At 65.7% G+C, this 25,901-nt stretch carries 29 protein-coding genes; 17 read left to right on the top strand and 12 right to left on the bottom strand.

The genetic code is table 11. The features are described from left to right. Positions 1–94 precede the first annotated feature (94 nt). A complete protein-coding gene (locus tag VGN46_RS13770) occupies positions 95–844 on the bottom strand; it encodes an anti-sigma factor (protein WP_331644283.1) in 750 nt (249 codons plus the stop codon). Beyond that, positions 841–1,356, bottom strand: a complete 516-nt coding sequence (locus VGN46_RS13765) for an RNA polymerase sigma factor (protein WP_331644282.1) — start codon at positions 1,354–1,356, stop codon at positions 841–843. The genes VGN46_RS13770 and VGN46_RS13765 overlap by 4 nt, the downstream gene beginning before the upstream one ends. Before the next feature lie 134 nt (positions 1,357–1,490). Here VGN46_RS13765 and VGN46_RS13760 point away from each other — a divergent pair, with 134 nt between their 5' ends. The 3 genes from VGN46_RS13760 to VGN46_RS13750 all read left to right on the top strand — a co-directional run bounded on the left by VGN46_RS13760 (position 1,491) and on the right by VGN46_RS13750 (position 4,220). Then, on the top strand, positions 1,491–2,573 hold the full coding sequence (locus VGN46_RS13760) for a catalase family peroxidase (RefSeq protein WP_331644281.1): 1,083 nt from the start codon (positions 1,491–1,493) through the stop codon (positions 2,571–2,573). Continuing rightward, positions 2,570–3,103, top strand: a complete 534-nt coding sequence (locus tag VGN46_RS13755) for a cytochrome b (protein ID WP_331644280.1) — start codon at positions 2,570–2,572, stop codon at positions 3,101–3,103. Before VGN46_RS13760 ends, VGN46_RS13755 begins: the two co-directional genes overlap by 4 nt. Before the next feature lie 94 nt (positions 3,104–3,197). Beyond that, positions 3,198–4,220, top strand: a complete 1,023-nt coding sequence (locus VGN46_RS13750) for an aminopeptidase (protein WP_331644279.1) — start codon at positions 3,198–3,200, stop codon at positions 4,218–4,220. Between the two features lie 65 nt (positions 4,221–4,285). Here the strand turns inward: VGN46_RS13750 and VGN46_RS13745 are convergent, their stop codons facing one another. Continuing rightward, on the bottom strand, positions 4,286–5,086 hold the full coding sequence (locus VGN46_RS13745) for a cytochrome c (protein ID WP_331644278.1): 801 nt from the start codon (positions 5,084–5,086) through the stop codon (positions 4,286–4,288). A gap of 93 nt (positions 5,087–5,179) precedes the next feature. Here VGN46_RS13745 and VGN46_RS13740 point away from each other — a divergent pair, with 93 nt between their 5' ends. Both VGN46_RS13740 and pncB read left to right on the top strand, forming a co-directional pair. Beyond that, positions 5,180–5,563, top strand: a complete 384-nt coding sequence (locus VGN46_RS13740; protein ID WP_331644277.1) for a thioredoxin family protein — start codon at positions 5,180–5,182, stop codon at positions 5,561–5,563. Continuing rightward, positions 5,560–6,732, top strand: coding sequence for a nicotinate phosphoribosyltransferase (gene pncB / locus VGN46_RS13735; protein ID WP_331644276.1), 1,173 nt, complete (start codon positions 5,560–5,562; stop codon positions 6,730–6,732). The genes VGN46_RS13740 and pncB overlap by 4 nt, the downstream gene beginning before the upstream one ends. Positions 6,733–6,815: 83 nt before the next feature. On the opposite strand, the gene VGN46_RS13730 is transcribed toward pncB, so the two are convergent. The 3 genes from VGN46_RS13730 to VGN46_RS13720 all read right to left on the bottom strand — a co-directional run bounded on the left by VGN46_RS13730 (position 6,816) and on the right by VGN46_RS13720 (position 9,379). Further along, on the bottom strand, positions 6,816–7,625 hold the full coding sequence (locus VGN46_RS13730; protein ID WP_331644275.1) for a MetQ/NlpA family ABC transporter substrate-binding protein: 810 nt from the start codon (positions 7,623–7,625) through the stop codon (positions 6,816–6,818). 78 nt (positions 7,626–7,703) lie between these two features. Continuing rightward, positions 7,704–8,378: a methionine ABC transporter permease gene (locus VGN46_RS13725; protein WP_331644274.1), complete on the bottom strand. Its 675-nt coding sequence runs from the start codon at positions 8,376–8,378 to the stop codon at positions 7,704–7,706. Beyond that, entirely contained in the window at positions 8,375–9,379 is a 1,005-nt protein-coding gene (locus VGN46_RS13720) for a methionine ABC transporter ATP-binding protein (RefSeq protein WP_331644308.1), read from the bottom strand. Before VGN46_RS13720 ends, VGN46_RS13725 begins: the two co-directional genes overlap by 4 nt. A gap of 98 nt (positions 9,380–9,477) precedes the next feature. On the opposite strand from VGN46_RS13720, the gene VGN46_RS13715 reads away from it, so the two are divergent. Continuing rightward, positions 9,478–9,960 (top strand): glutathione peroxidase, encoded by a 483-nt coding sequence (locus tag VGN46_RS13715; protein ID WP_331644273.1) that lies wholly within the window; start codon positions 9,478–9,480, stop codon positions 9,958–9,960. Between the two features lie 87 nt (positions 9,961–10,047). Here VGN46_RS13715 and dacB read toward each other — a convergent pair whose 3' ends face one another. After that, positions 10,048–11,502: a D-alanyl-D-alanine carboxypeptidase/D-alanyl-D-alanine endopeptidase gene (gene dacB / locus VGN46_RS13710; protein WP_331644272.1), complete on the bottom strand. Its 1,455-nt coding sequence runs from the start codon at positions 11,500–11,502 to the stop codon at positions 10,048–10,050. Then, entirely contained in the window at positions 11,490–12,275 is a 786-nt protein-coding gene (locus VGN46_RS13705; RefSeq protein WP_331644271.1) for an enoyl-CoA hydratase-related protein, read from the bottom strand. The genes dacB and VGN46_RS13705 overlap by 13 nt, the downstream gene beginning before the upstream one ends. 149 nt (positions 12,276–12,424) lie before the next feature. Between VGN46_RS13705 and VGN46_RS13700 the strand changes: the two genes are divergently transcribed. Genes VGN46_RS13700 through VGN46_RS13690 form a run of 3 tightly spaced genes read left to right on the top strand, consistent with a single transcriptional unit; the run spans position 12,425 to position 14,801 of the window. Beyond that, positions 12,425–12,670 carry a FeoA family protein gene (locus VGN46_RS13700; RefSeq protein WP_331644270.1) on the top strand — a complete coding sequence of 82 codons (246 nt, stop codon included), beginning with the start codon at positions 12,425–12,427 and terminating at the stop codon, positions 12,668–12,670. Then, a complete protein-coding gene (gene feoB / locus VGN46_RS13695; RefSeq protein ID WP_331644269.1) occupies positions 12,667–14,511 on the top strand; it encodes a ferrous iron transporter B in 1,845 nt (614 codons plus the stop codon). The genes VGN46_RS13700 and feoB overlap by 4 nt, the downstream gene beginning before the upstream one ends. Beyond that, complete coding sequence (locus VGN46_RS13690) at positions 14,508–14,801, top strand: DUF6587 family protein (RefSeq protein ID WP_331644268.1); 294 nt, start codon at positions 14,508–14,510, stop codon at positions 14,799–14,801. The genes feoB and VGN46_RS13690 overlap by 4 nt, the downstream gene beginning before the upstream one ends. A 78-nt stretch (positions 14,802–14,879) precedes the next feature. Here VGN46_RS13690 and VGN46_RS13685 read toward each other — a convergent pair whose 3' ends face one another. Continuing rightward, positions 14,880–16,373, bottom strand: a complete 1,494-nt coding sequence (locus tag VGN46_RS13685; RefSeq protein ID WP_414675257.1) for a phospholipase D-like domain-containing protein — start codon at positions 16,371–16,373, stop codon at positions 14,880–14,882. Positions 16,374–16,503: 130 nt separating this feature from the next. Between VGN46_RS13685 and ispG the strand changes: the two genes are divergently transcribed. Then, positions 16,504–17,760: a flavodoxin-dependent (E)-4-hydroxy-3-methylbut-2-enyl-diphosphate synthase gene (ispG, locus tag VGN46_RS13680; protein WP_331644267.1), complete on the top strand. Its 1,257-nt coding sequence runs from the start codon at positions 16,504–16,506 to the stop codon at positions 17,758–17,760. A 72-nt stretch (positions 17,761–17,832) separates the two neighbouring features. Then, on the top strand, positions 17,833–18,663 hold the full coding sequence (locus tag VGN46_RS13675; protein ID WP_331644266.1) for an aldo/keto reductase: 831 nt from the start codon (positions 17,833–17,835) through the stop codon (positions 18,661–18,663). 80 nt (positions 18,664–18,743) lie between these two features. Here the strand turns inward: VGN46_RS13675 and VGN46_RS13670 are convergent, their stop codons facing one another. Then, the gene (locus tag VGN46_RS13670) at positions 18,744–19,109 is read right to left on the bottom strand and encodes a peptidase C13 (protein ID WP_331644265.1); all 366 of its coding nucleotides are present in this window, start codon (positions 19,107–19,109) and stop codon (positions 18,744–18,746) included. 110 nt (positions 19,110–19,219) lie between these two features. On the opposite strand from VGN46_RS13670, the gene VGN46_RS13665 reads away from it, so the two are divergent. After that, on the top strand, positions 19,220–19,624 hold the full coding sequence (locus VGN46_RS13665; protein WP_331644264.1) for a hypothetical protein: 405 nt from the start codon (positions 19,220–19,222) through the stop codon (positions 19,622–19,624). Between the two features lie 84 nt (positions 19,625–19,708). Here VGN46_RS13665 and VGN46_RS13660 read toward each other — a convergent pair whose 3' ends face one another. After that, positions 19,709–21,241 (bottom strand): sodium:proton antiporter, encoded by a 1,533-nt coding sequence (locus tag VGN46_RS13660; RefSeq protein WP_331644263.1) that lies wholly within the window; start codon positions 21,239–21,241, stop codon positions 19,709–19,711. A gap of 105 nt (positions 21,242–21,346) precedes the next feature. Here VGN46_RS13660 and VGN46_RS13655 point away from each other — a divergent pair, with 105 nt between their 5' ends. Together VGN46_RS13655 and VGN46_RS13650 are read left to right on the top strand one after the other, a co-directional pair. Continuing rightward, positions 21,347–21,661 (top strand): hypothetical protein, encoded by a 315-nt coding sequence (locus VGN46_RS13655; protein ID WP_331644262.1) that lies wholly within the window; start codon positions 21,347–21,349, stop codon positions 21,659–21,661. A 99-nt stretch (positions 21,662–21,760) separates the two neighbouring features. Next, a complete protein-coding gene (locus VGN46_RS13650; RefSeq protein ID WP_331644261.1) occupies positions 21,761–22,060 on the top strand; it encodes an antitoxin Xre/MbcA/ParS toxin-binding domain-containing protein in 300 nt (99 codons plus the stop codon). On the opposite strand, the gene VGN46_RS13645 is transcribed toward VGN46_RS13650, so the two are convergent. Further along, positions 22,057–22,761: a YdcF family protein gene (locus VGN46_RS13645; protein WP_331644260.1), complete on the bottom strand. Its 705-nt coding sequence runs from the start codon at positions 22,759–22,761 to the stop codon at positions 22,057–22,059. The genes VGN46_RS13650 and VGN46_RS13645 overlap by 4 nt on opposite strands. A gap of 163 nt (positions 22,762–22,924) precedes the next feature. Here VGN46_RS13645 and VGN46_RS13640 point away from each other — a divergent pair, with 163 nt between their 5' ends. Genes VGN46_RS13640 through VGN46_RS13630 form a run of 3 tightly spaced genes read left to right on the top strand, consistent with a single transcriptional unit; the run spans position 22,925 to position 25,892 of the window. Continuing rightward, positions 22,925–23,548: an XrtA/PEP-CTERM system exopolysaccharide export protein gene (locus VGN46_RS13640; RefSeq protein ID WP_331644259.1), complete on the top strand. Its 624-nt coding sequence runs from the start codon at positions 22,925–22,927 to the stop codon at positions 23,546–23,548. Between the two features lie 40 nt (positions 23,549–23,588). Continuing rightward, the gene (locus VGN46_RS13635) at positions 23,589–25,121 is read left to right on the top strand and encodes an XrtA system polysaccharide chain length determinant (RefSeq protein WP_331644258.1); all 1,533 of its coding nucleotides are present in this window, start codon (positions 23,589–23,591) and stop codon (positions 25,119–25,121) included. Positions 25,122–25,133: 12 nt separating this feature from the next. Continuing rightward, the gene (locus VGN46_RS13630) at positions 25,134–25,892 is read left to right on the top strand and encodes a polysaccharide biosynthesis protein (protein ID WP_331644257.1); all 759 of its coding nucleotides are present in this window, start codon (positions 25,134–25,136) and stop codon (positions 25,890–25,892) included. Positions 25,893–25,901: the final 9 nt, after the last annotated feature.

The raw sequence follows: 25,901 nt of genomic DNA, 5'->3' as shown, positions 1-25,901 counted from the left end.
GCGCGATCCGCCGGCAGGCGGCCAGATCCTCGACACCTTCGGGCCGGGCCGCCTGCCGGCGGATCGCGCGCAAGCGCGCTCCTACAAGTATCTGCTAGATGGATTTGCCGATGATTTTTTCGGACGCCGCGCGGCCGGCGGGGTCGGCCAGGGCGACGACCGCGAAGTTGTGGCGGCCCTCGGACCAGTAGTTGGCCAACAGGCCGCCATCTTCGCGTTCACCGCGCGGCAGCATGTGCCGGGCTGCGCCTGGTGGCCGGACGTAGAAGCTCACCGTGTGCCCATTGCCGTCGTCGTACAGGACCATGGCGGCCGGGCCCTGGTCGGTGGCAAACACGCGGCCACCCATCGGCCGGAACCCGGCATCGGCGAGGTCGGGCAGGCGCACATCGGCGCCCACGCGCCCGCTTAGCCAGGCGCGCAGGTCGTTTTCATTCGGGGTGGTGATATCGAGGCCCAGGCCGTGGTCCACGGCCAGCAGACGGTAGGCCTGCATGGCGTCGGCCATGGGGGCGACCGCGCCGTTGCCCATGCCACGGGCTGCCCAGCCACCGATCGCGCCGACACTGACGCACACCACGAAGCCCGCGGCTATCGCGAACCGCCGTACACGCCGCTCGCGGACGCGGGTGCGGACGAGTTCGGGGTCCAACGCCGGTACGGGCGACAGATCGCCGGCCAGCAAGGCGCGCAATTGCTGGGCGCCCTGGCGCCATGCCTGGACCTCTTCCGCGCGCTCGGCATCGCGGGCCAGGTAGCGTTCCACGTGGCTGCGCCGCGGCTCATTCAGATGGCCGTCCACGTAGGCATGGATATCGTGTTCGCTGGGCGGGGACGTGGTCATTTCAGCAGCCGCAGGGCAGGGGTTTCGGTGGAACCATCGCCCAGCGCGCGCAAGGCGCGGCGGGCCCGTGAGAGACGCGACATCACGGTGCCGATCGGCACCTCCAGGATCCCCGCCACCTCCTGGTAGCTGAGGCCTTCGACCGTGATCCAGAGCAACAGGCTGCGTTGCTCAATAGGCAACGATGCGAACGCCGCCAGGGTGGAGTGGGCCTCGGCCACCCGCTCCGCAGAGGGCCAGGTCGGCTCCTCATCCCGCCTCAAGGCGCTCAGAAGCAAGGCGTAGCGGCTGGCCCGGCGTTGCCCATCAAGAAACAACCGGTACAAGATCGCGAACAGCCATGCCCGCAGACTCTCGTCATCACGCCGGGTGGTCCGTTTTGCCAGCGCCCGTTCCACCGTCGACTGGACCAGGTCATCCGCCGCATGTGCATCGCGGGCGAGCCACAGCGCAAACCGCCGCAGGCGCGGCAGCAGGGTGCGCAGGGCGTCGTCGAATTGCGGATCGTGCATGCCGGGCCTCTTGCCGGGAGCGGTACATGGGTTAGACGACCGTCGTGACGGAATATTCCGTGCAACGGGAATAAAAGTCGCTGACGTGCGTCCCACCTTTTGAAGCCCCGCGTCGCGGGGAGAGGAGAACCACCATGCAGGACCCCAGGAACCCGCGACCCCCGTCAGGCCTTGCCTGGCGCTGGGCCGTGATCGGCCTGGCCGTCGTCGGTACGGCCGTCGCCTTCGGCTATGCCGGTGGCTGGCTGGCGCCCGACCGGCTCAGCCCGAAGAAGATCATCAACGTCCTGCAGGCCAACTCGGGGTTGCACCCGGGCTATCGGCGTAACCACGCCAAGGGCATCTGCGTCGGCGGCCGCTTCGAATCGAGCGGGCAGCTTGCCCCGTTCTCGGAAGCTAAGTTGTTCGCCCAGGGCATCAGCACGCCGGTGGTGGGGCGTTTCGCCATCCCCGGCGGTAATCCGCAGGCACCGGATAGCTCCGCGCCGATCCGCAGCTTCGCGCTGCGCTTCGACATGGCCGATGGCGAACAATGGCGCACGGGCATGAACGCGATGCCGGTCTTCCCGGTCTCCACACCGAAGGATTTCTACGACCTCAACGTCGCTACGGCACCGGATCCGGCTACCGGCAAGCCCAACCCCGACAAGGCGAAGGCGTTCTTCGGCTCACACCCCGAGACTGGCCCGTTCCTGGCGTGGATCTCGAAGGCCAAGCCGCCGGCGAGCTACGTCGACGAGACCTATCTCAGCCTCAACGCGTTCTACCTGGTCGACAAGGCGGGTCAGCGCCACGCCGTGCGCTGGCAGGTCGCTGCGGAAACGCCTTCTACCGGCGATGGTGGCCCGGCGGCTGGCGATACGGATTACCTGGCGGCAGACCTGCAAAAGCGCCTCGCCGCAGGCCCCGCACGCTGGCATCTGCAGTTCGTGTTCGCCAACGACGGCGATCCGATCGACGATGCCTCGAAGATCTGGCCCGATGATCGCAAGGTTGTCGATGCAGGCACGATCGTGATCGACAGCTGGCAGCCGCAAGCCGATGGCCCGTGTCGCGACGTGAACTACGACCCGGCGATTCTCCCGCACGGCATGGCGATTTCCGGTGACCCGCTCATCGTCGCGCGCTCCGCGGCCTATGCCGAATCCTACCTGCGCCGCACCAGCGAGGAAGGCCACCTGCCAGGCACCGAACGGCCGAAGGAGGCGCAGCCATGAGCCGCTACGATACGTTCCATCCGTTCGCCCGCGTGCTGCATTGGCTCATGGCGATCATGATCCTCTCGATGCTGTTTATCGGCGCCGGCATGGTCAGCACCCTGGCGGAGAAACACGCCACGTTGCTCGCGATCCACAAGCCGCTGGGCATGGCGATTTTCGTGCTTGCGCTGATCCGGCTCGGCTTTCGCCTCGTGCACCGGCCACCGCCGTTGCCGGTCGGCATGCCGGAGTGGCAGAAGCTCGCTGCGAAGGGGTCGCACTGGGTCCTGTATGCGCTGATGATCCTGATGCCGCTGATCGGCTGGGCCATGCTTTCGGCAGGTAAGTATCCGGTGACGATGGGCGGCGGCTTCGTCCTGCCACCGATCCTGCCGCAAGATCCGGCGCTGTTCGCCTGGCTGCGTGAGGCTCACCGTTATCTCGCGTGGTTGTTCTTCCTCACCTTCCTCGCGCATATGGGCGCCGCACTGATGCACGGCCTGATCCGCCGCGACGGCGTCCTCAAATCCATGACCACCGGCAACTAAACCGTAGGAGCGCGCTTGCGCGCGATGGGGCCTCGCCGCAACCCCCATCGCGCGCAAGCGCGCTCCTACAGGTCCGTTCGGGCACAATGGGCCGATGCGCCTTCTCCTGATCGCCATGCTCGCGCTACTCACCGGTTGCCGCACCGCAGGCTATTACGCCCATGTCACGCACGGGCAGATGGCTTTGCTTGCCGCGCGCAAGCCCATCGACAAGGTGATCAGCGATCCGGTGACGCCGGACAAGGTGCGCAAGCGCCTGGTGACCGCACGCGATGCGCGCCAGTTCGCCAGCGAACACCTCGATCTTCCCGCGAACCGAAGCTACACCTACTACGTGCAGCTCGACCGGCCGTGGGTCGCGTGGAACGTGTTTGCCACGCCCGAGCTATCCGTCGATCCGGTCGTGCATTGCTTTCCGTTTGCCGGATGCGTCTCGTACCGCGGCTATTTCCGTCGTGACCTGGCCGACCGCGAGGCGGCCCGCCAGCAGGCGCTGGGCTATGACGTGAGCATCGGCGATGTGCCCGCGTATTCGACGCTGGGCTGGTTCGCCGATCCCTTGCTCAGCAGCATGCTCGGCTGGGACGACGACGACCTGGTCGGCACGGTCTTCCATGAGCTCGCGCACCAGAAGATCTATGTGAAGAACGACTCCTCGTTCAACGAGTCGTACGCCAACTTCGTTGAGCAGGAAGGCGTGCGCGAATGGCATGCGGCAAAGGGCCTGACCTCACCCGATCCGAAAGGCGACATGCTTTCGCGTTCGTTTACCCAGCAGGTGCTGGGCCTGCGCGATGGCCTGAAGGCGATGTACGCCCTGCCGATGAGCGACGAGGCGAAGCGCGTGGCCAAGGCCGAGGCGTTCGAAGTGTTCCGCGGCCAATACCTTGCGTGGCGCGCGAACGACGCCGGCGGTGACCGCCGCTACGACCGCTGGATGGCCCAGCCGATGAACAACGCGAAGCTGCTGCCCTTCGGGTTGTACGACCAGTGGACCGGGGCGTTCGCAAGCCTCTTTGAACAATCTGGCCGCTACTGGCCCGCATTCTTCACCACCGTTGAAAAGCTCGCAAAACGACCACCCGCAGAACGCACCCAAACCCTCCAGTCCCTGTAGGAGCGCGCTTGCGCGCGATAGGTCTTGCGGCGAGCACCCATCGCGCGCAAGCGCGCTCCTACAAGTCACGGCTTTGTTCTGTGGGTAGCCATGTGTTTCAGGTAGGCCTCCAGGTTGGCCAGGTCGGCGTCGCTGATGACCTGGGCGCTGAAGGCGGGCATCTTCGCCTGCGGCCAGTGGCGCAGCGCCTGCGGGTTGCGGACCAGCACGCGGAGCATGCCTTCGCGGAGGTATTCGGTGGGGCTATGCGGGATGTTGAGGTCGGGGCCGAGTTTCGCATCGCCCTGGCCGTTGAGCGTGTGGCAGGTGATGCAGTTGCGCTGGAAGACGTCGAAGCCACGCATCACCGGGCTGTCTTTCGCGAGGCCGGGAGCAGGGCGCATCAGCGGGAAACGCGTGGCAGGATCGGCCAGCACGTGGATCGAGGCGATCTGGTACGGCCACTGCTCTGGCCCGACCTTGCCCGCCTCGGGGTGCAGCCAGACAAGGTAGAACGGCCCGGCCGAGGGCTTGCCTTCACCCAGCGCGGGCCAAGCGGTGTCTTCGACGGCCAGCCAGGCTTCCGCGCCGTGACCATCCAGCACCAGCGCCGCCGGAATTTCCGCGGCAAAGCCGTCCAACGCGGTGAACTGCAGGTGCGCATCCGTGGGCACGCCCGGCAGCAAGGCCTTCAGAGGTACGGCTCGGTAGCGCATGGCCCGGCGGTAAGCGACATCGTCGGGCACGTCGATCGGGCGGACATCAGGGCGTGCCAGCAACTGCTGCGTGGTCAGGCTGGACGCACCATGACCGGTATCGACGGTAAGGCTGGCGGCCTGGGCCAGGCCGGCGCAACAGGCGAGGAGTAGGGCTAGCAGAAGGCGCACGGGGATTCCTTGGGTGGGGCGCATGATCGCAGTACCCTCGAATTATGGCCCCAGCGCCCCCATGCGGGGAGTTCACACGATCACGGATCCACCATGTCCGATACCACCGTTCCCGAGTTCTTCGCGCGCTTCCCCATGCCGAAGATCACCCATGGCGAACTCGATACCGACCTCGCGGCCGACGATAACCGTATCGTTATCCTGTTCCTGTGGGGCCGTGATTGCCCCAACTGCGATATCGCCAAGCGCCAGATCCTGCTTACCCCGGAACGCTTCCAGCGCGCCGAGCTGCGCTGGTTGAACGACAACGTGTACGACGACCCCAGGATGGCGACGCGTTTTGGCTTGCATGGCATCCCCGCCTTCTTCCTGTTCCACCGCGGCAAGAAACTGGGGCGCATCAGCCCCTGGCCCGGCACGCAGGCCTTCATGGATGCAGTCGAAAAGCAGATCGCCCTTACCGGAGCGAGCGCATGATCGTCAGTTCGCTGCTCGACACCGATCTCTACAAGTTCACCATGATGCAGGTGGTCCTGCATCAGTACCCCGCCGCTGATGTGGAGTACCGCTTCCGCTGCCGTACGCCCGGCGTGGATCTTGTGCCGATTATTCCGGCGATCCGGCAAGAACTCGCGCACCTGTGTTCGTTGCGGTTCAGCGAGGACGAACTGGCGTACCTGCGTGGCATGCGCTTCATCGACAGCGACTTCGTCGATTTCCTTGGCTTGTTCCAGCTGAATGCGAAGTACGTGGAGATCACGCCCTCGGATAAGGGCAACGGCGAAATCGACCTGGTCATCCGGGGTCCATGGTTGCACACGATCCTGTTCGAGGTACCGCTGCTCGCCATCATCAATGAGTTGTATTTCCGCCACGCCTATCCGGAGCATGACCTGGGCGAAGGCCGCGATCGCCTGCGCGCCAAGATAGCCTTGTTACGCGATACACCGGGTTTCGAGAAGGTGCGCCTTGCCGATTACGGCACACGCCGCCGTTTCTCGGGTGCATGGCACGAGGAAGCGCTGGGCATCATGCGCGAGGGTTGGGGCAAACAGCTGGCCGGGACCAGCAATGTGCTTTTCGCCATGCAGCAGGGTATGACGCCGATCGGCAGTATGGCGCATGAATACCTGCAGGCCTTCCAGTCGCTGGGCCCGCGCCTGCGCGATTCGCAGGTGGCGGCGCTAGAGGCGTGGGCACGCGAGTACCGCGGCGACCTGGGCATCGCACTATCCGATGTCTACGGCCTGGACGCGTTCCTGCGTGATTTCGATATGTACTTCTGCAAGCTGTTCGATGGCGCGCGCCACGATTCCGGAGACCCCTTCACCTGGGGCGATCGCATCCTCGCGCACTACGAGAAGAACCGCGTTGATCCACGCACGAAGACGCTGGTGTTCAGCGACAGCCTGGATATCCCGAAGGTGATGGAGCTTTACCGCCACTTCGAAGGGCGTTGCCTGCTTTCGTTCGGCGTCGGCACGAACCTCACCAACGATACCGGGCCCGATCCGATCAACATTGTCATCAAGATGACCCGCTGCAACGGTCAGCCGGTGGCCAAGCTCTCCGATTCGCCCGGCAAGAGCATGTGCGATGACGTGGATTACCTGGCGTACCTGCGCAAGGTCTTCGACCTGCAATGACTCTGTAGGAGCGCGCTTGCGCGCGATGGGTGCTCGCGGCAAGGCTCATCGCGCGCAAGCGCGCTCCTACAAGGAAGCCGTGATCAGAACGCCGGGAGCACCGCGCCGTGGTAGGTCTTCTCGATGAACGCCTTGACCTCAGGCGAGGTCAGGGCGGTGGCGAGCTTCTGCACGCGCGGGTCATCCTTGTTGTCCGGGCGTGAGACCAGGAAATTCACGTAGGGCGAATCCTTGTCTTCGATCAACAAAGCGTCTTTCACCGGGTTGAGGCCGGCGGCAAGGGCGTAGTTGGTGTTGATCAGCGCTAGGTCCACTTCATCAAGCACGCGCGGCAGCATGGCCGCCTCGAGCTCGCGGAACTTCAGGTGCTTCGGGTTCTGATCCACATCCTTTAGCGTCGCCAGCTTGTCACCCGGGTTCTTCAGGGTGATGAGGTGGTGGCTGGCGAGCAGGAGCAGGGCGCGGCTGTTGTTGCTCGGGTCGTTCGGGATCACGACGTCGGCGCCATCGGGCAGCTGGTCGATCGACTTGAACTTGCGCGAATAGGCGCCGAACGGCTCGATATGCACGCCGACCACCTTGACCAGGTTCGTACCACGCTCGCGGTTAAAGGCGTCGAGGTAGGGCTCGGTCTGGAAGAAATTCACATCAAGCTGCTTCTGGGCCACCTGCATGTTCGGCTGCACGTAGTCGGTGAACACCTTGATCTCGATATCCACGCCCTGCTTGGCGAGCAGCGGCTTGATTTCCTTAAGGATTTCCGCATGCGGGACCGGGGTGGCCGCGACGGTCAAGGGCTTGCCAGCGTCAGCGGCGCCGCCCGGTTCACCATGGGAACAGCCTGCCAGAAGCACGGCAACGGCGGTGGCCAGGGGAAACAGGTACTTCTTCATGGAGGCGTCCAGGCGGCATGTTGCGGTGCGACAGCATAGACGTCCATACCGCTGGATGCAAAAACACCCGGCCTGGCCTTATTTACGGCTATACCGCGCCACGAGCCAGTCGCCGAGCATCTGCAGCAGCTGGACCAGCACCACGAGCAGTGCGACGGTGACCAGCATGTAATCGGGCTTATAGCCGTTATAGCCGTACTGGTAAGCCAGCGCGCCCAGGCCGCCGGCACCCACGATGCCGCCCATGGCGGTGTAGCCGACCAGGGCCACGGCGGTGACCGTGGTGGCGGCGACGAGACCCGGGCGCGCCTCGGGCAGGAGTACGCGAGTCACGATCTGCTTCGTGGTCGCACCCATGGCCTGACTGGCTTCGATCACGCCGCGATCGACTTCACGTAGTGCGGTTTCCACCAGGCGCGCGAAGAACGGCGCCGCGCCAATCACCAGCGGCACGATGGCACCGCGGATGCCGATGCTCACGCCGGTGATCGCCTTGGTCAGCGGGATCAGAAGAATCATCAGGATGATGAAGGGAATGGAGCGCAGCACGTTCACGACGAGCGAGAGCACACCGTAAAGCTTCGGCTTCGCATGCAACTGGCCGCGTGCGGTGAGGAACAACCAAACACCGAGCGGAAGTCCGATCACCAGGGTGAAGAGCAGCGAGCCGCCCAGCATCAGCAAGGTGTCGAAGCAAGCCTGGAGGATCTCGGCCCAATCGATATTGGGAAACAGCGTCTGCAGCGGGCTCACGGGGCCACCTCTTCGATATCGACGCCAGCGGCGCGGAGCTGGGCGAGCGCCTCGTCGAGACGTTCGCCATGCATGGCCAGGGTGAGCTGGCCATACGGTTCATCCTTGATGCGATCGACACGGCCGGAAAGCAGGTTGTATTCCACGCCGGTGTCGCGCACGACACGAGAGAGCATCGGTGAGTAGGTGGTTTCACCACGGAACGACAGCCGGTAGAGCTTGCCCGGTACGCCAGCATATTCGGGGCCGCGGCCTTCGCGGTGATCAGCCTCGGCCACGAAACGACGCGTCGTCGGGTGTCGCGGATGCAGGAACACATCGGCCACGCTGCCCAGTTCGACGACTTGGCCCGCATCAAGCACGGCGACGCGATCGCAGACGCGGCGAATCACGTCCATCTCGTGGGTGATCAGCACGATGGTGAGACCGAGCCGGCGGTTGATGTCAGCGAGCAATTCGAGCACCGAGGCGGTGGTCTGCGGGTCGAGCGCGCTGGTGGCTTCATCGCAGAGCAGGATCGACGGCTTGCTCGCCAGCGCGCGGGCGATACCGACGCGCTGCTTCTGGCCACCGGAGAGCTGGGCGGGGTACTTGTTGGCGTGCGCGTCAAGGCCGACGAGCGCCAGCAGCTCAGCCACGCGCGCCGCGATGTCCGTCTCGGCCATGCCGCCCTGCAGGCGTAGCGGAAAGGCGACGTTATCCGCCACCGTGCGCGAGCTCAGCAGATTGAAGTGCTGGAAGATCATGCCGATGCCGGCACGCAGGCGGCGCAGCGCGGCACCGTCTGCGTGGGTCACGTCCTGGCCATCGACCAGCACCTTGCCGCCGGTGGGCCGCTCAAGCAGGTTGATCATGCGCAGCAGGGTGGATTTGCCCGCGCCGGAGTGGCCGATGATCCCGAATACCTCGCCTTTCTGAATGGCGAGGTCCACGGGTTGCAGGGCGGGGACCAGCGCGCCGTTGACCTGGTAAGACTTGGACGCGGCTTCGAATCGGATCACGGGCGTGGGGGTGGCCTGGATGGGGGAGGCGTCCATGGTAGCCGAAGGCCCCGGGCGGCGTAGACTGTGCGCTTTCCACCCGCCCCTGAAGGAGCACCATGACCGGCATCTACGATTTCTCCGCCCGCGATATCGATGGCAACGAGCGCTCGCTTGCCGAGTGGAAGGGTAAGGTCGTGCTGGTGGTTAATGTCGCCTCGAAGTGCGGCTTCACGCCGCAGTACAAAGGCCTGGAAGCGTTGCAGAAGCAGTACGGCGCGCAAGGTTTCGATGTACTGGGTTTCCCCTGCGACCAGTTCGGTCACCAGGAGCCGGGCGACGAGGCCGAGATCCGCGACTTCTGTTCGCTCACCTACGACGTCTCGTTCCCGATGTTCTCCAAGATCGACGTGAACGGTGACAAGGCCCACCCGCTGTACAAGTGGCTTAAGTCGACGAAGAAGGGTTTCCTCGGCACCGAGGGCATCAAGTGGAACTTCACCAAGTTCCTGGTCAACCGCGACGGCGAAGTCGTGGAGCGCTACGCCCCCACCGACACGCCCGAAAAGATCGGCAAAGACCTCCCCGCATTCCTCGGCTGAACCATCCCCTGTAGGAGTGCGCTTGCGCGCGATGGGTGCTTGCCGCAAGACCCATCGCGCGCAAGCGCGCTCCTGCAAGAAGCGGGGTTACAGGTGCTCGGGGGTGTCGGCGAGCATCGTTGCGATCGCATCCACCTCGGAGGAGACCGATGCCGCGCCCTGGGTCGGCTTGTAGTTGTTGAGGATGATGGCGAACGCCAGGCGTTGGCCGGCCTTCGTCGTGACGTAGCCGGCAAGGGCGTTGACGTAGCTCATGCTGCCGGTTTTCGCCTGCACGTTGCCTTCGGCAGGCGTGCCTTTCATCCGACGAACCAGCGTCCCATCTACCCCAGCCGTAGGCAGCAGCGTCCGGAACGCCGGCGAGTCGGACATCGTGAGCAGGTGGGCAAGCGAGCCCGCCGTCGTCAGGTCGTGGCGAGAGAGGCCCGTGCCTTCCTCGATCGAGGTGGCGGACGGGCCGATGCCACGTCCACCGAGCCATGCGGCGAGAGCCGCCGCGGCGCGGTCTTCCGTATGCGCTGCGGTCTGCTCGGTGGCTTCCGCGCCGGTGAGCAGGAAGACGCTTTGCAGGTACATGTTCTGCGAACGCTTCAGGCCGGACGCGAGGATGTCGCTGAGGGGTGGCGATTGCAGGGTGGCGACCTGCGGACCGGTCGGCGCGGGGATCGGCCAATGGATGCTGCGGGCGCCTTTCTTCACCGTGACGCCGCGCTTCTCAAGCGCGGCCTGAAAGCGACGAGCCGCCGTCAACGCCGGATCAGGCAACGAAAGGCGGCTTTTACGCGGCTGCGCGCCCAGCACGTGCAGGGTGGATGTGCCTGGGGCGCGGTAAAGCTCCGGGTTATCGGCTGGCTGTTCGGCAAGCGTCGTGGCGGCGTCGGAAGGCGTCAGCGTGACAGCGTTGTCGCGCACCTCCGCTAGCATCGTGTTTTCATCCACGGTGAGGCCACTCGCGGTGGCGCCGTAGTACGCCTGCAGATCCGAGGCCTCCCAGCCGCTGCCGATGGGTGGTCCGGTGAAGGCCGTGTCATCGCCGATCACGCCATCGTCGATGCGGGTGATGCCTGCAGCTGCGACCTGCTGCGCCAACTGGTCCGCCCAGATATCGCCGGACAACGTCGGGTCGCCGTGCCCGCGCAGCACCAATGCACCACGCAGGCGGCCACGGCGGATGTCGCCCGCGGCCAGCACATCGGTGTGGGTCCGGTAATCGGGGCCGAGGCGATCCAGTGCGAAGGCGGCCGTGTAGAGCTTCGCGGTGGAAGCAGGAAGCAGGAGCTTGTTGGTGTCGTGCCCATAGACCGCACGGCCATCATCAAGCGAGACGACACTGATGCCCCACGAGGCAGCGGCGAAGCGTGGGGCATCGATGTGGGCATCGACACGCTGGGCGAGCGTATCCGCCACGGCCGTGCCGGTGAACAGCAGGAGCCACAGCGCCACGGTAGGAGCGCGCTTGCGCGCGATGGAGCTTGCGGCGGCCTGGCTATCGCGCGCAAGCGCGCTCCTACAGGTGTGGGAATCGGGTGTTATGTCAGCCATGTGGGTAGTCCCTTGTTGAGGAATGCCGAGAGGCCGTCCTGGCCTTCGGGTGATACGCGGAGACGGGCGATCAATGCGGCGTTTGCCGTATCGACCTTTTCCATCGCCGTTTCGGTCATGCCGCCCATGCCCAGGGCCAGTTGTTTAGCCTCGCGCTGGGCGACCGGACCGCCTTTGCCGAGCAGGCCGAGGATGCGCTCGACGGCGCTGTCGAGTTCTTCCATGGGCACCGTGTCATGCACGAGGCCTATGGTGTGTGCGGCAGCGGCCCCGAAGATCTCGCCGGTGATGAACAGGCGGCGCGCCTGGCGCAGGCCGATAGCAGCGATGACGTAGGGGGAGATCACCGCGGGCACCAGGCCCAGCTTCACCTCGGAAAGGGCGAACTTCGCGCCCTCGGCGGCCACCGCGATATCGCAGCAGGCGACGAGACCGACGCCGCCGCCGAACGCCGCGCCATTGACCCGCGCCACGGTGGGCTTGGAGAGGAACTGCAGCCGGCGCATGAGCCGGGCCAGACGCTCGGAATCGGCGCGGTTGTCTGCCTCCGAGGCTGAGGCCATGCCGCGCATCCAGTGGAGGTCGGCACCCGCGGAAAAACTTGCGCCCGCGCCGGTGAGGACCACGGCGCGAACGGTGGGATCGGCATCGATCTCATCAATCGCCACCGTGAGATCGGCGATCAGCGCGTCATCGAAGGCGTTGTGGACCTCCGGGCGGTTCATCAGCAGATGGGCAACGGTGCCACGGCGGGTGAGTTCGACAGCCGGCATGAAGGATCTCCGAAAGGTGTAAGGCGAATCATAAACGTCCGGTCTGTAGGCGTGGGCCCCGACCCTGATCCGTCAATTCCCTACGTGAGATGCAGGGGATCGGCGAAAAGGCTTACAATGCGAACCGTTCTTATTTGAGAAATTCCCCAGTGCGCCTGTCCGACGCGCCGAAAGGTGCCCAAGCCGTGGTCCAGTCCGTTACCGATGCCCATCCCGCCGACGCCATCGCGCAGCGCTTGCGCGACCTGGGCTTTGTCGCAGGCGAGCCGGTACGCCTGGTGGCCCGGGGCCCGCTCGGCGGCGATCCCTTGCTGATCCAGATCGGCTCGACGCGTTTCGCATTGCGCAAGACGGAAGCGGCGCGGGTGGATGTCAGCGTGAGCAGTGCGGCATGAGCGCCTCGACCCTGCGTATCGCCCTGGTCGGCAACCCGAACTGCGGCAAGACCGCGCTGTTCAATCAGCTAACCGGCGGTCGCCAGAAGGTCGCCAACTACGCGGGTGTGACGGTCGAGCGCAAGGAGGGCCGTTTCATCGCGCCTTCCGGCCGCTCGCTGCAGATCCTGGATCTGCCGGGCGCGTACAGCTTCGATGCCACCAGCCCGGATGAGGCGATCACCCGCGATGTCTGCCAGGGTCGTTACCCGGGCGAGGCCGCGCCTGACCTGATCGTCTGTGTGGCCGATGCCACCAACCTGCGCCTGCATCTGCGCTTCGTGCTCGAAGTACGCCGGCTGGGCCGGCCCATGGTGCTCGCGCTGAACATGATGGACGCGGCTCGCAAGCGTGGCCTGGTCATCGATGTCGATGCGCTTTCCCGGCGCCTTGGCGTCCCGGTGGTGGAAACCATCGCCGTGCAGCGCGGTGGCGCGAAGAAGTTGGTCGAGCGTCTCGACGCGGCCGTGCCGGATGTGCAGCCGTCGCCGATCGACGAAGCGGGTGTCGACGGCCTGCATGCCGAGGTGCGCTCGATCCTGGCCGAGGCGGTCTCCAGCACGCGCAACACGGCGGCCATCGACGACGCCATCGATCGCTGGGCCCTGCATCCGGTGTTCGGCCTGGCAATCCTCGCCGTGCTGATGTTCCTGATTTTCCAGGCGGTGTTCTCCTGGGCGCAGCCGGTGATGGATGCGATTACCGACGGCATCACCGCCCTGGGCGTGTGGACCACGAGCTTTCTGCCCGCCGACAGCGCACTGCACAGCCTGCTGAACGATGGCGTGTTCGCCGGCCTCGGTGCCGTGCTGGTGTTCCTGCCGCAGATCCTGATCCTGTTCCTGTTCATCCTGATCCTCGAGGAATCCGGTTACCTGCCGCGTGCCGCGTTCCTGCTCGATCGCATGATGTTCAAGGTGGGCCTGACCGGGCGTGCGTTTATCCCGCTGCTGTCCAGCTTCGCCTGCGCTATTCCGGGCATCATGGCCACGCGCAGCATCAACGATCCACGCGATCGCCTCACCACGATCCTGGTGGCGCCGCTGATGACGTGTTCGGCGCGCTTGCCGGTGTACACGCTGCTCATTGCCGCGTTCATCCCGAATCGCGCGGTGGGCCTGTTCAACCTGCAGGGCATCGTGCTGTTCGTGCTGTATTTCGCCGGCATTTTCAGCGCGCTGGGCGTCGCCTTTGTGATGAAGCGCTTCCGCAAGGACCGCAGCGAACATGCGCTGATCATGGAGTTGCCCTCGTACCGCCTGCCGAACGTGCGCGATGTGGCGCTCGGCCTGTGGGAGCGCGCGTTGATCTTCCTGAAGCGCGTCGGTGGCATCATCACCGCGCTCACGGTACTGCTGTGGTTCCTCTCCAGCTTCCCGGGGCCGCCGGAAGGCGCGACGGGGCCGGCGATCGACTACAGCCTCGCCGGCATGCTCGGCCGCGGCCTGCAGTACATCTTTGCGCCGATCGGCTTTAACTGGCAGATCTGCATTGCGCTGGTGCCGGGCCTCGCCGCGCGTGAGGTTGCCGTGGCGGCGCTCGGTACGGTGTACGCCATGTCGGGTACCGATGACGCCGTGGCCTCGCAGCTGGGGCCGGTGATCGCGCATTCGTGGTCGCTGGCCACCGCACTCTCGCTGCTGGCGTGGTATGTGTTCGCACCGCAGTGCATGTCGACGCTGGCAGTGATACGTCGTGAGACCAATTCCTGGCGTAATGTGGCGATCGCTGCCGGCTACTTGTTCGGCCTGGCTTACCTCGCTTCGCTGGCGACGTATCAGATCGCGAAGGCGCTTTCATGAGCGCTTTCCAGTTGATCCAGGGTCTGATCATCGGCGTGGTCGTGCTGATCAGCCTGTATGTGGCATTCCGCAAACTGCTGCCGAAGATGTCGACACGGGTGATGGCCGGGGTTTCCGCGAGTCTCAATCATGAAGGCCGGGCGGGCGTGTTGCGGGCGATTGGCAGGAAAGTACAGCCGGCGAGTGCGTCCGGTAGTTGTGGGGATGGGTGCGGTTCCTGCCATAGTTGCGGGCCGGCGCCGGTTGCGCAGAATGATGCGCAGCCGTTGACTTTCAAGTCGCGGCACTAGGCATCGCGCGCAAGCGCGCTCCTACAAGAGATCTGCGTAGGCCTTGTGTAGGAGCGCGCTTGCGCGCGATGCGCCCTATCAGGGCGCGGCTTCGTCCTTCAACCGCCGCCGGCGCTTGCGTAGCGCGAACCCGTTGATCGTCAGATTCACCGCGAACCACGCGCCGATCAGCGCAAGCGGCCACGCGATCACCGCCGGCCACAGTACCGCGACAATCGTCAATACGATCGCCGCCACCGCACCGGCCAGCACCGGGCCCGATTCGGTATCGCCCAGCACGCGGTGGTGGGTGATCGCCGCACCCACCGTATTCGCGATACGCAGCGCGCCGGCTGCCGCGCGGCTGGAGCTACCCCCGGCATGCCTCGGCCGGGGTGGGCGCGGTGCCCGGCTGCGCATGCGTTCATTACCCGTACCGCCGCGGCGCCCGCCGCGCAGGAGGATCTCCGTCGCGTTCTCCAGGTCGGCCTCGTACTGGGCGGCGAGCTTCCCGGCAAAACCCGCATCCTCGATCGCCACGTCGATCTCACGGTTGCTCAGCCAGCTTGCGATATTGAGGTTCGATGAGCCGACCCGCGCCCAGCGCCCATCCGCAACCGCGGTTTTCGCGTGCAACATGGAACCGTTCCACTCGAACACACGGATCCCCGCCTTCAGCAGCGGCCGATACCCCGAGCGCGACATGCCGGCCACCATCGGGATATCGCTGGTACCGGGCACCAGCAGGCGCACGTCAACGCCATCGCGCGACGCCGCCGACAGGGCCTGGACATACGGTGCCACGCCCACGAAATAAGCATCGGTAAGCCATAGCGTCTTCGTCGCCATGGCCGCCACCATCTGGTCCAGGCGGTACATGCCCGCCGTACTCGGCTGAGTGGCGATGAGCCGCAAAGCTACATCGCCGGCGTCGGCCACCGCCTCGCTGCGGGCAAGGCGCGGATCGTCGGGTAAGCCCGCCGGCCCCGCGTCACGCCAGCTATCCGTAAAGGCCTGCTCGATCTCGGCCACGGCGGGACCGCGCAGCATGACCCCGGTATCGCGCCAGGGCGGCACATCGTGCGCCGGGTCGCCGAGCCACTTCTCGCTGATGCAGACGCCGGAGAGAAAGCCGATCTCGCTATCCACCACCAGCACCTTGCGGTGGTCGCGACTGATCCAGCCGAACGAACTGCCCAACCGCGGCGGGTTGTAGATGCGGACTTCGCCACCGGCCTCGCGCAAGGGGTTCCAGAAGCTGGAGCGCGACTGGCCCAGGCAACCCGCCCAGTCGGCGATCACCGCCACGAACACCCCGGCCCGGGCCCGTTCGACCAGGGCGTCACGGAAGGCCTGGCCGATGCGGTCGTTGCGGATGATGTAGTTCTCGAGGAAGACGTGGCGCTTCGCGCCAGCGATGGCCTTGAGCCAGGCGTCGTAATGGGCCTGAGCATCGATCAGCAGGTCGACGGCATTACCGCCGATCAGCGGCGCCCCGGCGCTACGGCTCAGGGCCTGTTCGGCGAACTGGCGGGTGGAAAAGGCGTGGGAGCGGTTGAGGTTCATGCGGGCGAGTGTATCGGCTAGCCCCATGGAATCCGCGTGACCTGTAGGAGCGCGCTTGCGCGCGAGGGGGCTTGCCGCGACCCCGGATCGCGCGCAAGCGCGCTCCTACAGGGGCGGTTATGCCGGCTGTCACGGGCTTGCGCTAAAATGGCCCGCTATGACCGATGACCTGACCCGCCCGCGCCCCGCGGAAGCCGCTTCCCGCCGCCCCAGCACCGGGGTTCATATCGACAAGGTGCAGGTCGGTGGCGGCGCGCCCATCGTGGTGCAGTCCATGACCAACACGGATACCGAGGATCCGGTATCCACGGCCAAGCAGATTGCTGAGCTGGCCCGCGCCGGCTCCGAGATGGTGCGGATCACGGTGAATACCCCGGCCGCCGCCGCTGCGGTTCCGCGTATCCGCGAGCGCCTGGAGATGATGGGCGTCTCGGTGCCGCTGATCGGCGATTTCCACTACAACGGCCACCAGCTGCTTGAAGGCGAGCCCGCGTGCGCCGAGGCGCTGGCCAAGTACCGGATCAACCCCGGTAACGTCGGCTTCGGCAAGAAGAAGGACAGCCAGTTCGCCTCGATCATCGAGATGGCGATCCGCTACGACAAGCCGGTACGCATCGGCGCCAACTGGGGCTCGCTCGATCAGTCGATGGTCGCGGCCCTGATGGACGAGAACGGCCGCCGCGCCGATCCCTGGGATGCCGGCCACGTCGCCCGCGAGGCACTGATCCGCTCCGCGCTGGATTCCGCCGCCCGGGCCGAAGACCTGGGCCTCGCGCGCGACCGGATCATCCTGTCCTGCAAGGTCTCTGGCGTACAGGAATTGATCGCGGTCTATCGCGACCTGGCCCGCCGCGGTGATTACGCGCTGCACCTGGGCCTGACCGAAGCCGGCATGGGCTCCAAGGGCATCACGGCGTCGGCCGCGGCGCTTTCCGTGCTGCTGCAGGAAGGCATCGGCGACACCATTCGCATCTCCCTGACCCCCGAGCCGGGCCAGTCGCGTACCGCGGAAGTCATCGTGGCGCAGGAACTGCTGCAGACCATGGGCCTGCGCGCGTTCACGCCCCTCGTGACCGCGTGCCCGGGCTGCGGCCGCACCACCAGCGAGTTCTTCCAGGAACTGGCGAAGACGGTCCAGGGCCACGTCCGCGAGCGGATGCCCGAGTGGCGCGTGAAATACGATGGCGTGGAGAACCTCACGCTGGCCGTCATGGGTTGCATCGTGAACGGCCCGGGTGAGTCGAAGCACGCGAACATCGGCATTTCCTTGCCGGGTAACGGCGAGGCGCCGTCGGCGCCAGTGTTCATCGATGGTGAAAAGGCGATGACCCTGCGCGGTGACAACATCGCCGATGAGTTCGTCGCCATCCTCGATAACTACGTCGATACCCATTACTCGGCGCGGCACGACTGATCCATCACGCCGTGCATGCGGGGCCATCCACCAGCATGGTGGGTGGCATCCTCACTCCCCAGGAGACACGGCATGGCACATTCCGTCCCGCTGCTCGCACTCAACGATAGCCGCAAGGCGCCACAGATCGGCTTCGGCGTCTTCCAGATCCCCAACGATGAAACCTCGCGCGCCGTGCAGGAAGCGCTGAAGGCGGGCTATCGCTCGATCGACACCGCCGCTATCTACAAGAACGAAGAGGGCGTGGGCGATGGGCTCGCGAAGAGCGGCATCGCACGTAGCGACATTTTCCTGACCAGCAAGCTGTGGAATTCCGAGCAGGGTTTCGATTCGACCTTGCGGGCGTTCGATGCGAGCCTGAAGAAGCTCGGCACCGATTACCTCGACATGTACCTGATCCACTGGCCGACGCCGAAGCGCGATCGTTACGTGGATACGTGGAAGGCGTTCATCCGCCTGCGCGAGGAAGGGCGAATTCGCTCGATCGGCGTCAGCAATTTCCAGCCAGACCACCTCGAGCGGATCATCAAGGAAACCGGCGTGGCGCCGGTGGTCAACCAGATTGAAGTGCATCCCGATTTCGCGCAGAACGATGTCGCTGCCGCCAACCGCAAACACAACGTGATCACCGAAGCCTGGAGCCCGCTGGGGCAGGGTGGTGACTTGTTGAAGAACGAGACGCTCGTAACGCTTGGAAAGACATACGGGAAGTCACCGGCGCAAGTGATCTTGCGCTGGCATGTGCAGCTCGGCCACATGGTGATCCCGAAATCGGTCACGCCAGAACGCATCCGCGGCAACATCGACGTGTTCGATGTCGAACTCTCGGCCGACGACATGGCTGCGATCGCAAAGCTCGACAAGGGCAACCGCATGGGCCCCGACCCCGATGAACTCAATTAGCTGTAGGAGCGCGCTTGCGCGCGATGGGTGCTTGCCGCAACCCCGGATCGCGCGCAAGCGCGCTCCTACAGGGGTGTCGCTCACTCGGTCATCGTGATGTCGATTTCGATGGGATAAGGGCGAGGCGTTTTCGGCGGTGCCGGCAACGACCACGTCGAGAACTGGCCGGCGAAGCAGGTGGCCACCGGCGTGGCGGGCTGGACCACGACATGGCTGGTTTGCCCCTCCGCATCGACCGCCGCCGCCAGGGTGAACGCCTGCGTATCCGCCGGCGCGTTGCTCTTGATGCAACCTTTCAGCGCATCGGTGGAGGGGTTGCCGATCTTGTCCCAGAGCTTGGCCTGGAACGCCTTGCCTTCGGCATTCGTTTCCAGCGCCTTGGCCGCCTGCACGCGCGCATCAAAACCATCGGCGCCTGCGAAAGCGAAGATAAGGGCAAGGAACATCGGATGTCTCCGGAAAGGGAAGAACGCAGCCTAGCAGGCAGGCGGGACGTTCACATCGTTCGCTCTAGGGTCAAGGAATCGCGCCCCCAGGCGCGCCTGCTGGAAACGCCATGCGTCCCCTGCTGATCGTCGCGCTACTGGTGGCCACGCCCGCCGTGTTTGCCCAGGTCTCCGAGCCACCTGCCCAAGGAGCCTCGCCGAAATCCCCGGCCCGGCCTTCCACGGCCGTCCAGCCCAACGCGCACCCGGCGTCGGTTCCCCAGGCCAGTCCAGCGCAACTGCCGCGAAACCCGGTATCCACAACGTCATCAGCGAACCCAGCCGCCGCACCGGAGCGGCCCGCTTCTAACGCGGGTGCCACCGAGCGCGGTCTGACCCCGGTTCAGCCCGCGATGGGTGTTACGCCCAAGGTGCGCAACGCGACGAACCACGATACCGATGCCGCCGGGCACACGCTCGACCCGCATGGAAAGCCGGTGGGGCAGGCGCCCGCGACACCGTCAACAGTCCACTGAAACCCCTGTAGGGGCGCGCTTGCGCGCGATGGGTGCTGGCCGCAAGTACCCATCGCGCGCAAGCGCGCTCCTACAGGGGCGTTTCTAGCCTTCGACGATTTCGCGTTCGTCTGGCGCGGTCACCGCCAGCTCGCTCCAGTCGAGTTCGTTTTCCAGCAGATGGAAAACGTCATCATCAATGTCGCCCTGGTGGCGCATTTCAAGCAGGCGTTGGCGTTTTGCCTGTAGGCCCTTGCGCTTCAGTTCCGCCGTGCGGGTACCGGCGACGGGACTGCGCCCGGCTTCGGCTTCGCGCCGGGCGTCGACGTAATCGTCGTGGACGCGGCGTGCCGCCTCGTCGGTCTCGCCGGTGAGCGTGGCCTCGGCGGCATCCAGCAGTTCCAGGCGCACCCGGGAAGCGTCGGCGCGCAGGCTCGTATCGCGATCGAAATGCAGGAAGCGTATGAGCCACGCCAGCGTGGTGCCCTGGAACACGAGCGTGCCGACCGTGACCGCAAACGCGGTCAGCACAATAAGGTCGCGCTGGGGAAAGTTATCTGGCAAGCCCAGTGCCGTCGCCAGGGTAACCAGCCCACGCATCCCGCACCAGGCGACTACGAGCCCTTGCTGTGGGGTGGGGTTGGGCTCGTTCTTGCGGAACCGGCGCAGCAAAACGTTGTACAGCATGACCCAGCCGAAACGCACCGCGATGCACACCACCAGCGCCGTGCCCGCGAACCACAGCGCGGTTTCCAGCGCCGGCCCGTGCATTCGCGCGATGATCGTCCGCGATTGCAGTCCCACCAGCAGGAAAGCGATCACGTTCGAAATAAACACCACCGCGGCCCATACGGAATACGCGTGTACGCGATCGCGTGGTGGGGTTTCGCCCGGCATCACATGGGCGATGGTCATGGCGAAGGACACCACGCACAGGATCGCCGAGACATGCAGGTACTCGGCGACGATCCAGGCACCGAACACCGAAGCGAATTGGGAAAGCGTGGCGCTGAGCGTGCCGCGCAGCTCGCGCGCCAGGTAGATAAACAGCCGGCCGAGGATCCAGCCCAGCAGCAGCCCACCGGGCACGGCGAGCAACAGCATCGGGATCGTGTGCGCGAGGCCTTCGGGAGCCATGGCGGTACGTACCGCAACGCCGAAGATCAGCAGCGCTGAGGCATCATTGAGCAGGCTTTCCGCGGTAAGCACCTGCACGGTGCGGCGCGGCAGATCCAGCCGGGAGAGCATCGCCGTCGCTGCACCGGCATCCGGCGGCGCGACGATGGCACCCAGCGCCACGGCGGCAGCGATCGGCATGCCCGCCCAGGCCACGCCAAGCCACGCCACCGCGGCCGTGGTTAGCGCTACGGCTACGACCGCCAGCGACACCGTCGGCAGCCAGAACCGCCGCAGGGTGCGCGGTGGCATGTCGAAGCCGGCATCGAGCAGCACCGGGGCGATGAACAGGACCAGGGCCAGTTTCGGGTCCATCGCGATCTGCGGCGCCCAGGGCAGGGCGGCGACGGCGGTGCCAGCGGCGGCCAGGATCGTGGGGTAGGGCAAGGCCAGCCGCCGGGAGACCCGCAGCAGCACGACCGCCAGCAGGGACAGCAGGATCATGCTTTCAAACAGCGCCATGGCTCTTCCCCGGTCAGGCCTGCGTCCATGAATAGCGCAGCGGCGGCCGCGATGCTACCGCTTGGGGTACCATCCGGGGCATGCCTTTTCGACACCGGGGTGCCGATGAAACGCCTGATCGCCGTGGCCGCCATGGCAGTGATGCTTGCTGGTTGCCAGGGCATGGCCGCAAAGGTCTCCCGGCTCGAGGTCGGCACCTCGCGCGATGACGTGCTGGAGCGCCTGGGGCCCCCGGATTCGGATCGCAGCATCATCGGCTACGAGGTCATGAGCTGGCTGGATCGCCGGCCGAGCCGGTTCTCCTTCTCCCATAAGGACTACACCGTTGTGCTGAAGGACACGAAAGTGGTCCAGTTCGGCCCCGGCCTGGTCCGCAGGGATGGCAAGACCTCCCTGCAGATCGAGACCGGCGACCCCTAGTCGTAGCAACTGCCGGGAAGGCGCATCAAGCCGCTACAAGCGCGGCGGTGGCGCATGGGGATAGGTTTTCCCTAACGTGCCTGACGGGAGTAACCCGCGATGCGACCGCCCCAGCCTTCCCCCGCGTTCGCTGCCCTGGCCGGCGAACTGACCCGCCTGCATGATGCGCGTGAAGCCGCGATCGTCCGCGCCCTCGATGCGCTGGAAAGCAGCCACCCGCCGTTGGCCCAACTGGTGCTGTGCTGCATCGGCGACCGCCAGCGCGCCGCCCGCTGGCTGGTCATGCCGCAGCGCGCCTTCTCCGGCCGCAGTGCGTGCGACATGCTGGCCGATGGCGACGTCGATGCGGTCTGGGACCAGGTCGTCTACAAGCAGTTCGGGACGGTGGCCGCGGTCTAGATCCAGCCACGCCGGGCATAGAGCCACAGCGCCGCGTATTCACGCAGGCAGCGCGCGGTCATCGTGAGCGCCTCGCGCCGGGGCAGCCAGCGGGCGGAGGTCGCCAACAGGGCGTGGTCGTCATCGTCAGCCGGGGCGGGCGACACATGGATGCCCTCATGGCGGAACGACGCCGCCGCGCGGCGCATATGGATGGGGGAGGTCACCAGCAGGATGTTGCCGAGCCCATCGGCATGCAACAGCGCGGCGGCATTGCGCGCGTTCTCATGGGTGTTGGCGCTGGTCGCCTCCACGCGCAGGTCGTTGGCCGGTACGCCTGAGCGGGCATACCCCGAGGCGAGCGTGCGTGCCTGGTCGACGCCGGAGACCAGCATCACGGGCGCATAGCCTTCCTGCCACAGGCTGAGCCCGATCCCGGCGCGGGTGGCGGTCTCGTTCCACGGCCCTATAGGCAAGGCACCGCCGCCGAGGACGACGATGGCATCGGCGCGGGGCGTACCCGTCGTTGTCGCCACCAGACCCTGGCGCAGAAGCAAAGCGACCGCGGGTGACGACGCGACCCAGATCCAGGCGACCGCTAGCAGGCCCGCCGACAAGGCGATGCGCGGCTTGCGTGCCAGCACGCAGGCGGCTGCCAGCAGGCCGAGCAAAAGCGCCTGCACCGCGGGGTGCAGCAGGCGCGAGAGGAGGTATTCGAGCACGGTGACCCGGTCGGATTCTTACGCATCGCGGGAGGTACATCATCGCGCAAACCGCATGGTTTCACCGTCGGTCAAACGGCATAGGCGGGCTGTCGGAATGGACGCGGAGCCCCATAGAAATGACGATACCGGCCGAGTGAACACACAGGGGCGGGTCGTCATCATGAAGCGTTGGAATCGCGTCGCCATCATCATCGCAGCCATGCAGCTGGCGGCTTGCGCCACCGGCGGCAGCACGCTTCCGCCACCGAAAGCGGATGCGGCAAGCCCCGTGGTTGAGGCTTATCTCATCGGCGTGGACGATCAGTTGCAGATCACCGTCTGGCACAACCCTGACCTCAGCGTCAGCGTGCCGGTACGCCCGGATGGAAAGATCACCGTGCCGCTGGTCGGTGACGTTCCCGCCGGTGGACGCACGACCGACCAGGTCGGTGCGGAGATCCAGCAGAAGCTGGGCCAGTACATCCGCGATCCGCAGGTGGCGGTGATCCTCACCGCGCTGCGTAGCCACGAATACCTCTCGCGCGTTCGCGTCACGGGTGCCGTGCGCAGCCCGATCTCCATTCCCTATCGCCAGGGCATGACGGTGCTCGATGCGGTGTTGGCCGCAGGTGGCACCACCGAGTTCGCCGCACCTGATCGCACCGAACTTTACCGCCACACCGGTGAGGGCAGCACGCAGGCCTATTCCGTGCGCCTGGAAAAAATCCTGCAGCAGGGTGATCTCGCGAACAACTACCCGGTGCAGCCGGGCGATGTGATCACTGTCCCGCAGCGCACTTTTTGATCGTTCGCCTGGCTATGCCGGGCGGCAAGAGGGTAATTCGATGAGTGGGGAACTCGTTCCTTTCGCGGGCATGCTGCCCGCCTTGCTGGGTGAAGCACGCCGACGCCGCCTCACCATGGGCCTCGTGTTCGCAGCGATCGCGCTGGTGGCGCTGGTGGTAGGCACGTTGTGGCCGAAGAAGTACGAAGCCTCCGTGACCATCCTCGCGCAGGATTCGAGCATCATCACGCCGTTGATGGAAGGCGCCGCCTCCGCGACGGGGACCAAGAATCGCGCCGGCATCGCCCGTGACGTGATCTTCAGCCAGAGTGTGCTGGATGCCGTGCTGAAGACGGGTGGCTGGGCCACGTCCAACCCGACACCGATCGAGCGCGACAAGCTGATCGAAGGGATCAAGGCACGGACGAAGATCGTCAACAGCCGCGACAACCTGATCACCATCAGCTACTTCGATTCCGATCCGCGGCGTGCCTTCGAGGTGACCCGTGCGTTCGGCCAGCGTTTCATCAGCGAGAGCCTGGCCTCGAAGCAGCAGGAAAGCCGCGAAGCGTATGAATTCATCAACAGCCAGGTCGAGGCCTACCGGACCAAGCTGACCGATGCCGAGGACAAGCTGAAGGCGTACCGCGATGCGAACGCCGATGCCCGTCCGGGTAGCGAAACCGACACCAATTCGCGGATCAGCCAGCTGCGCACGCAGATCGAAACCAATCGCATGGATTACATGCAGAAGGTCTCACAGGCATCCGCACTCTCGTCGCAGCTCAACGGTGAATCCGAAGTCAACGCCGTGCAGACCATCGGCGGGGTCTACCAGACCCAGCTGGCGGACCTGCAGGGCCAGCTCGACAAGCTGCTGCTGAACTACACCGACGACTACCCGGATGTGATCCGCGTGCGTCACCAGATCGAAGACGTGCGCAAGCAGATGGCCTCGGCCGATGCCTCGCGGGCGATCGGCAGCGGTACGCCGGTCGATCACACCGTGGCGATGAATCCGGTCTACCAGCAGATGCGTATCCAGCTGGCCCAGTCGCGTGCCGACGCCGCGGCGAGCAGCGCCCGGGTGGGGGCGAGCGAAACCATGCTGCAGGCCGAACTCGAGCGTAGCAAGCGCATCGCCAACTCCGAGAACGTGGTGGCGGAACTGACCCGCGACTACACCGTCAACCGTGATGTGTACCAGGACCTGCTGAAGCGCCGCGAGAACGCCCGCGTGTCGATGAACCTCGACGCCGAACAGCGCGGCCTCACCTTCCTTGTGCAGAACCCGGCGACCCTGCCGCTGGTGCCGTCCGGCCTGCGTTTCATGCACTTCGGCCTGGCCGGCCTCGCGCTTGCCTTCGCCGTGCCGCTGGGCCTGCTCTTCATGGTGGCGCGCTTTGATCCCCGTGTCCGCTCCGTGGCGCAGCTGGAACGCGCGACCGGCTTCCCGGTGCTCGCCACCGTGCCGTTCTACCCGACGCCGCGCGACCGTCGCCGCAGCCAGCTGCACAACACGATGCTGGGCTTGATCGTGCTGGGCGTGGGCATGGTGTACCTCCTCGTGATCTGGCTCCGCCTGAAGGGCTAAAGGACATTCGAGATGGCCGTGAACAACATCGAACTCGGCGACGTGATCGCCACTGCCCACGACGAAGCGCATACCACGCCCAGCCATTCCATTGCGCGCATGCGCGAGGAAAGCGGCGAGCTGACGACGCTGGACTGTGAGCGGAAGCGCCTGATCCATCGCGAGGAATCCGTGCGCCAGCAGTCGGATGCCTTTCGCGGCATCCGTACCCGCCTGCTCGAGATGGGCGGGGACAGCAACTTCATTACCCTGGTCTGCTCGGTGAGCCCGCGGTCAGGCGGCAGCTTCGTCTCGCGCAACCTGGCTACGGCGTTCGCCTTTGACGAGTCAAAGACCAGCCTGCTGATCGATTGCAACCTGCGTTACCCGAATCAGCACAAGGCGCTGAGCGTGGAACCGGCGACCGGTGGACTGGTCGATTTCCTCGAGCACCCATCGCGCGGCATCGCCTCGATCATGTACCCGACCGGCGTGCCGCGGATGCGCATGATCCCGGCCGGCAAGGCGCGCGAGAACAGCAGCGAATACTTCTCGTCGTTCCGGATGCGTGCGGTGCTGGATTCGCTGCGCTGCCGCTACCCGGATCGCTACCTGTTCCTCGACGGGCCGCCCGTGAAGGGCGCGCCAGACGCTCGCATCCTTTCGGACCTGGCGGACTTCGTCGTGCTGGTGGCCGGGTACGGCCGCGATACACCGGCGGCGATCAACCAGGCCGTCGCCAATTTCGACCCCGCCAAGCTCGCAGGCGTGGTGTTCAACGAGTCACCGTGAGCCTCGGCT

This window comes from Luteibacter sp. (assembly GCF_036500425.1).
Lineage (GTDB): Bacteria > Pseudomonadota > Gammaproteobacteria > Xanthomonadales > Rhodanobacteraceae > Luteibacter.
Note: the sequence above shows the minus strand (reverse complement) of the source record. Positions and strands in the feature narration are given on the sequence as shown.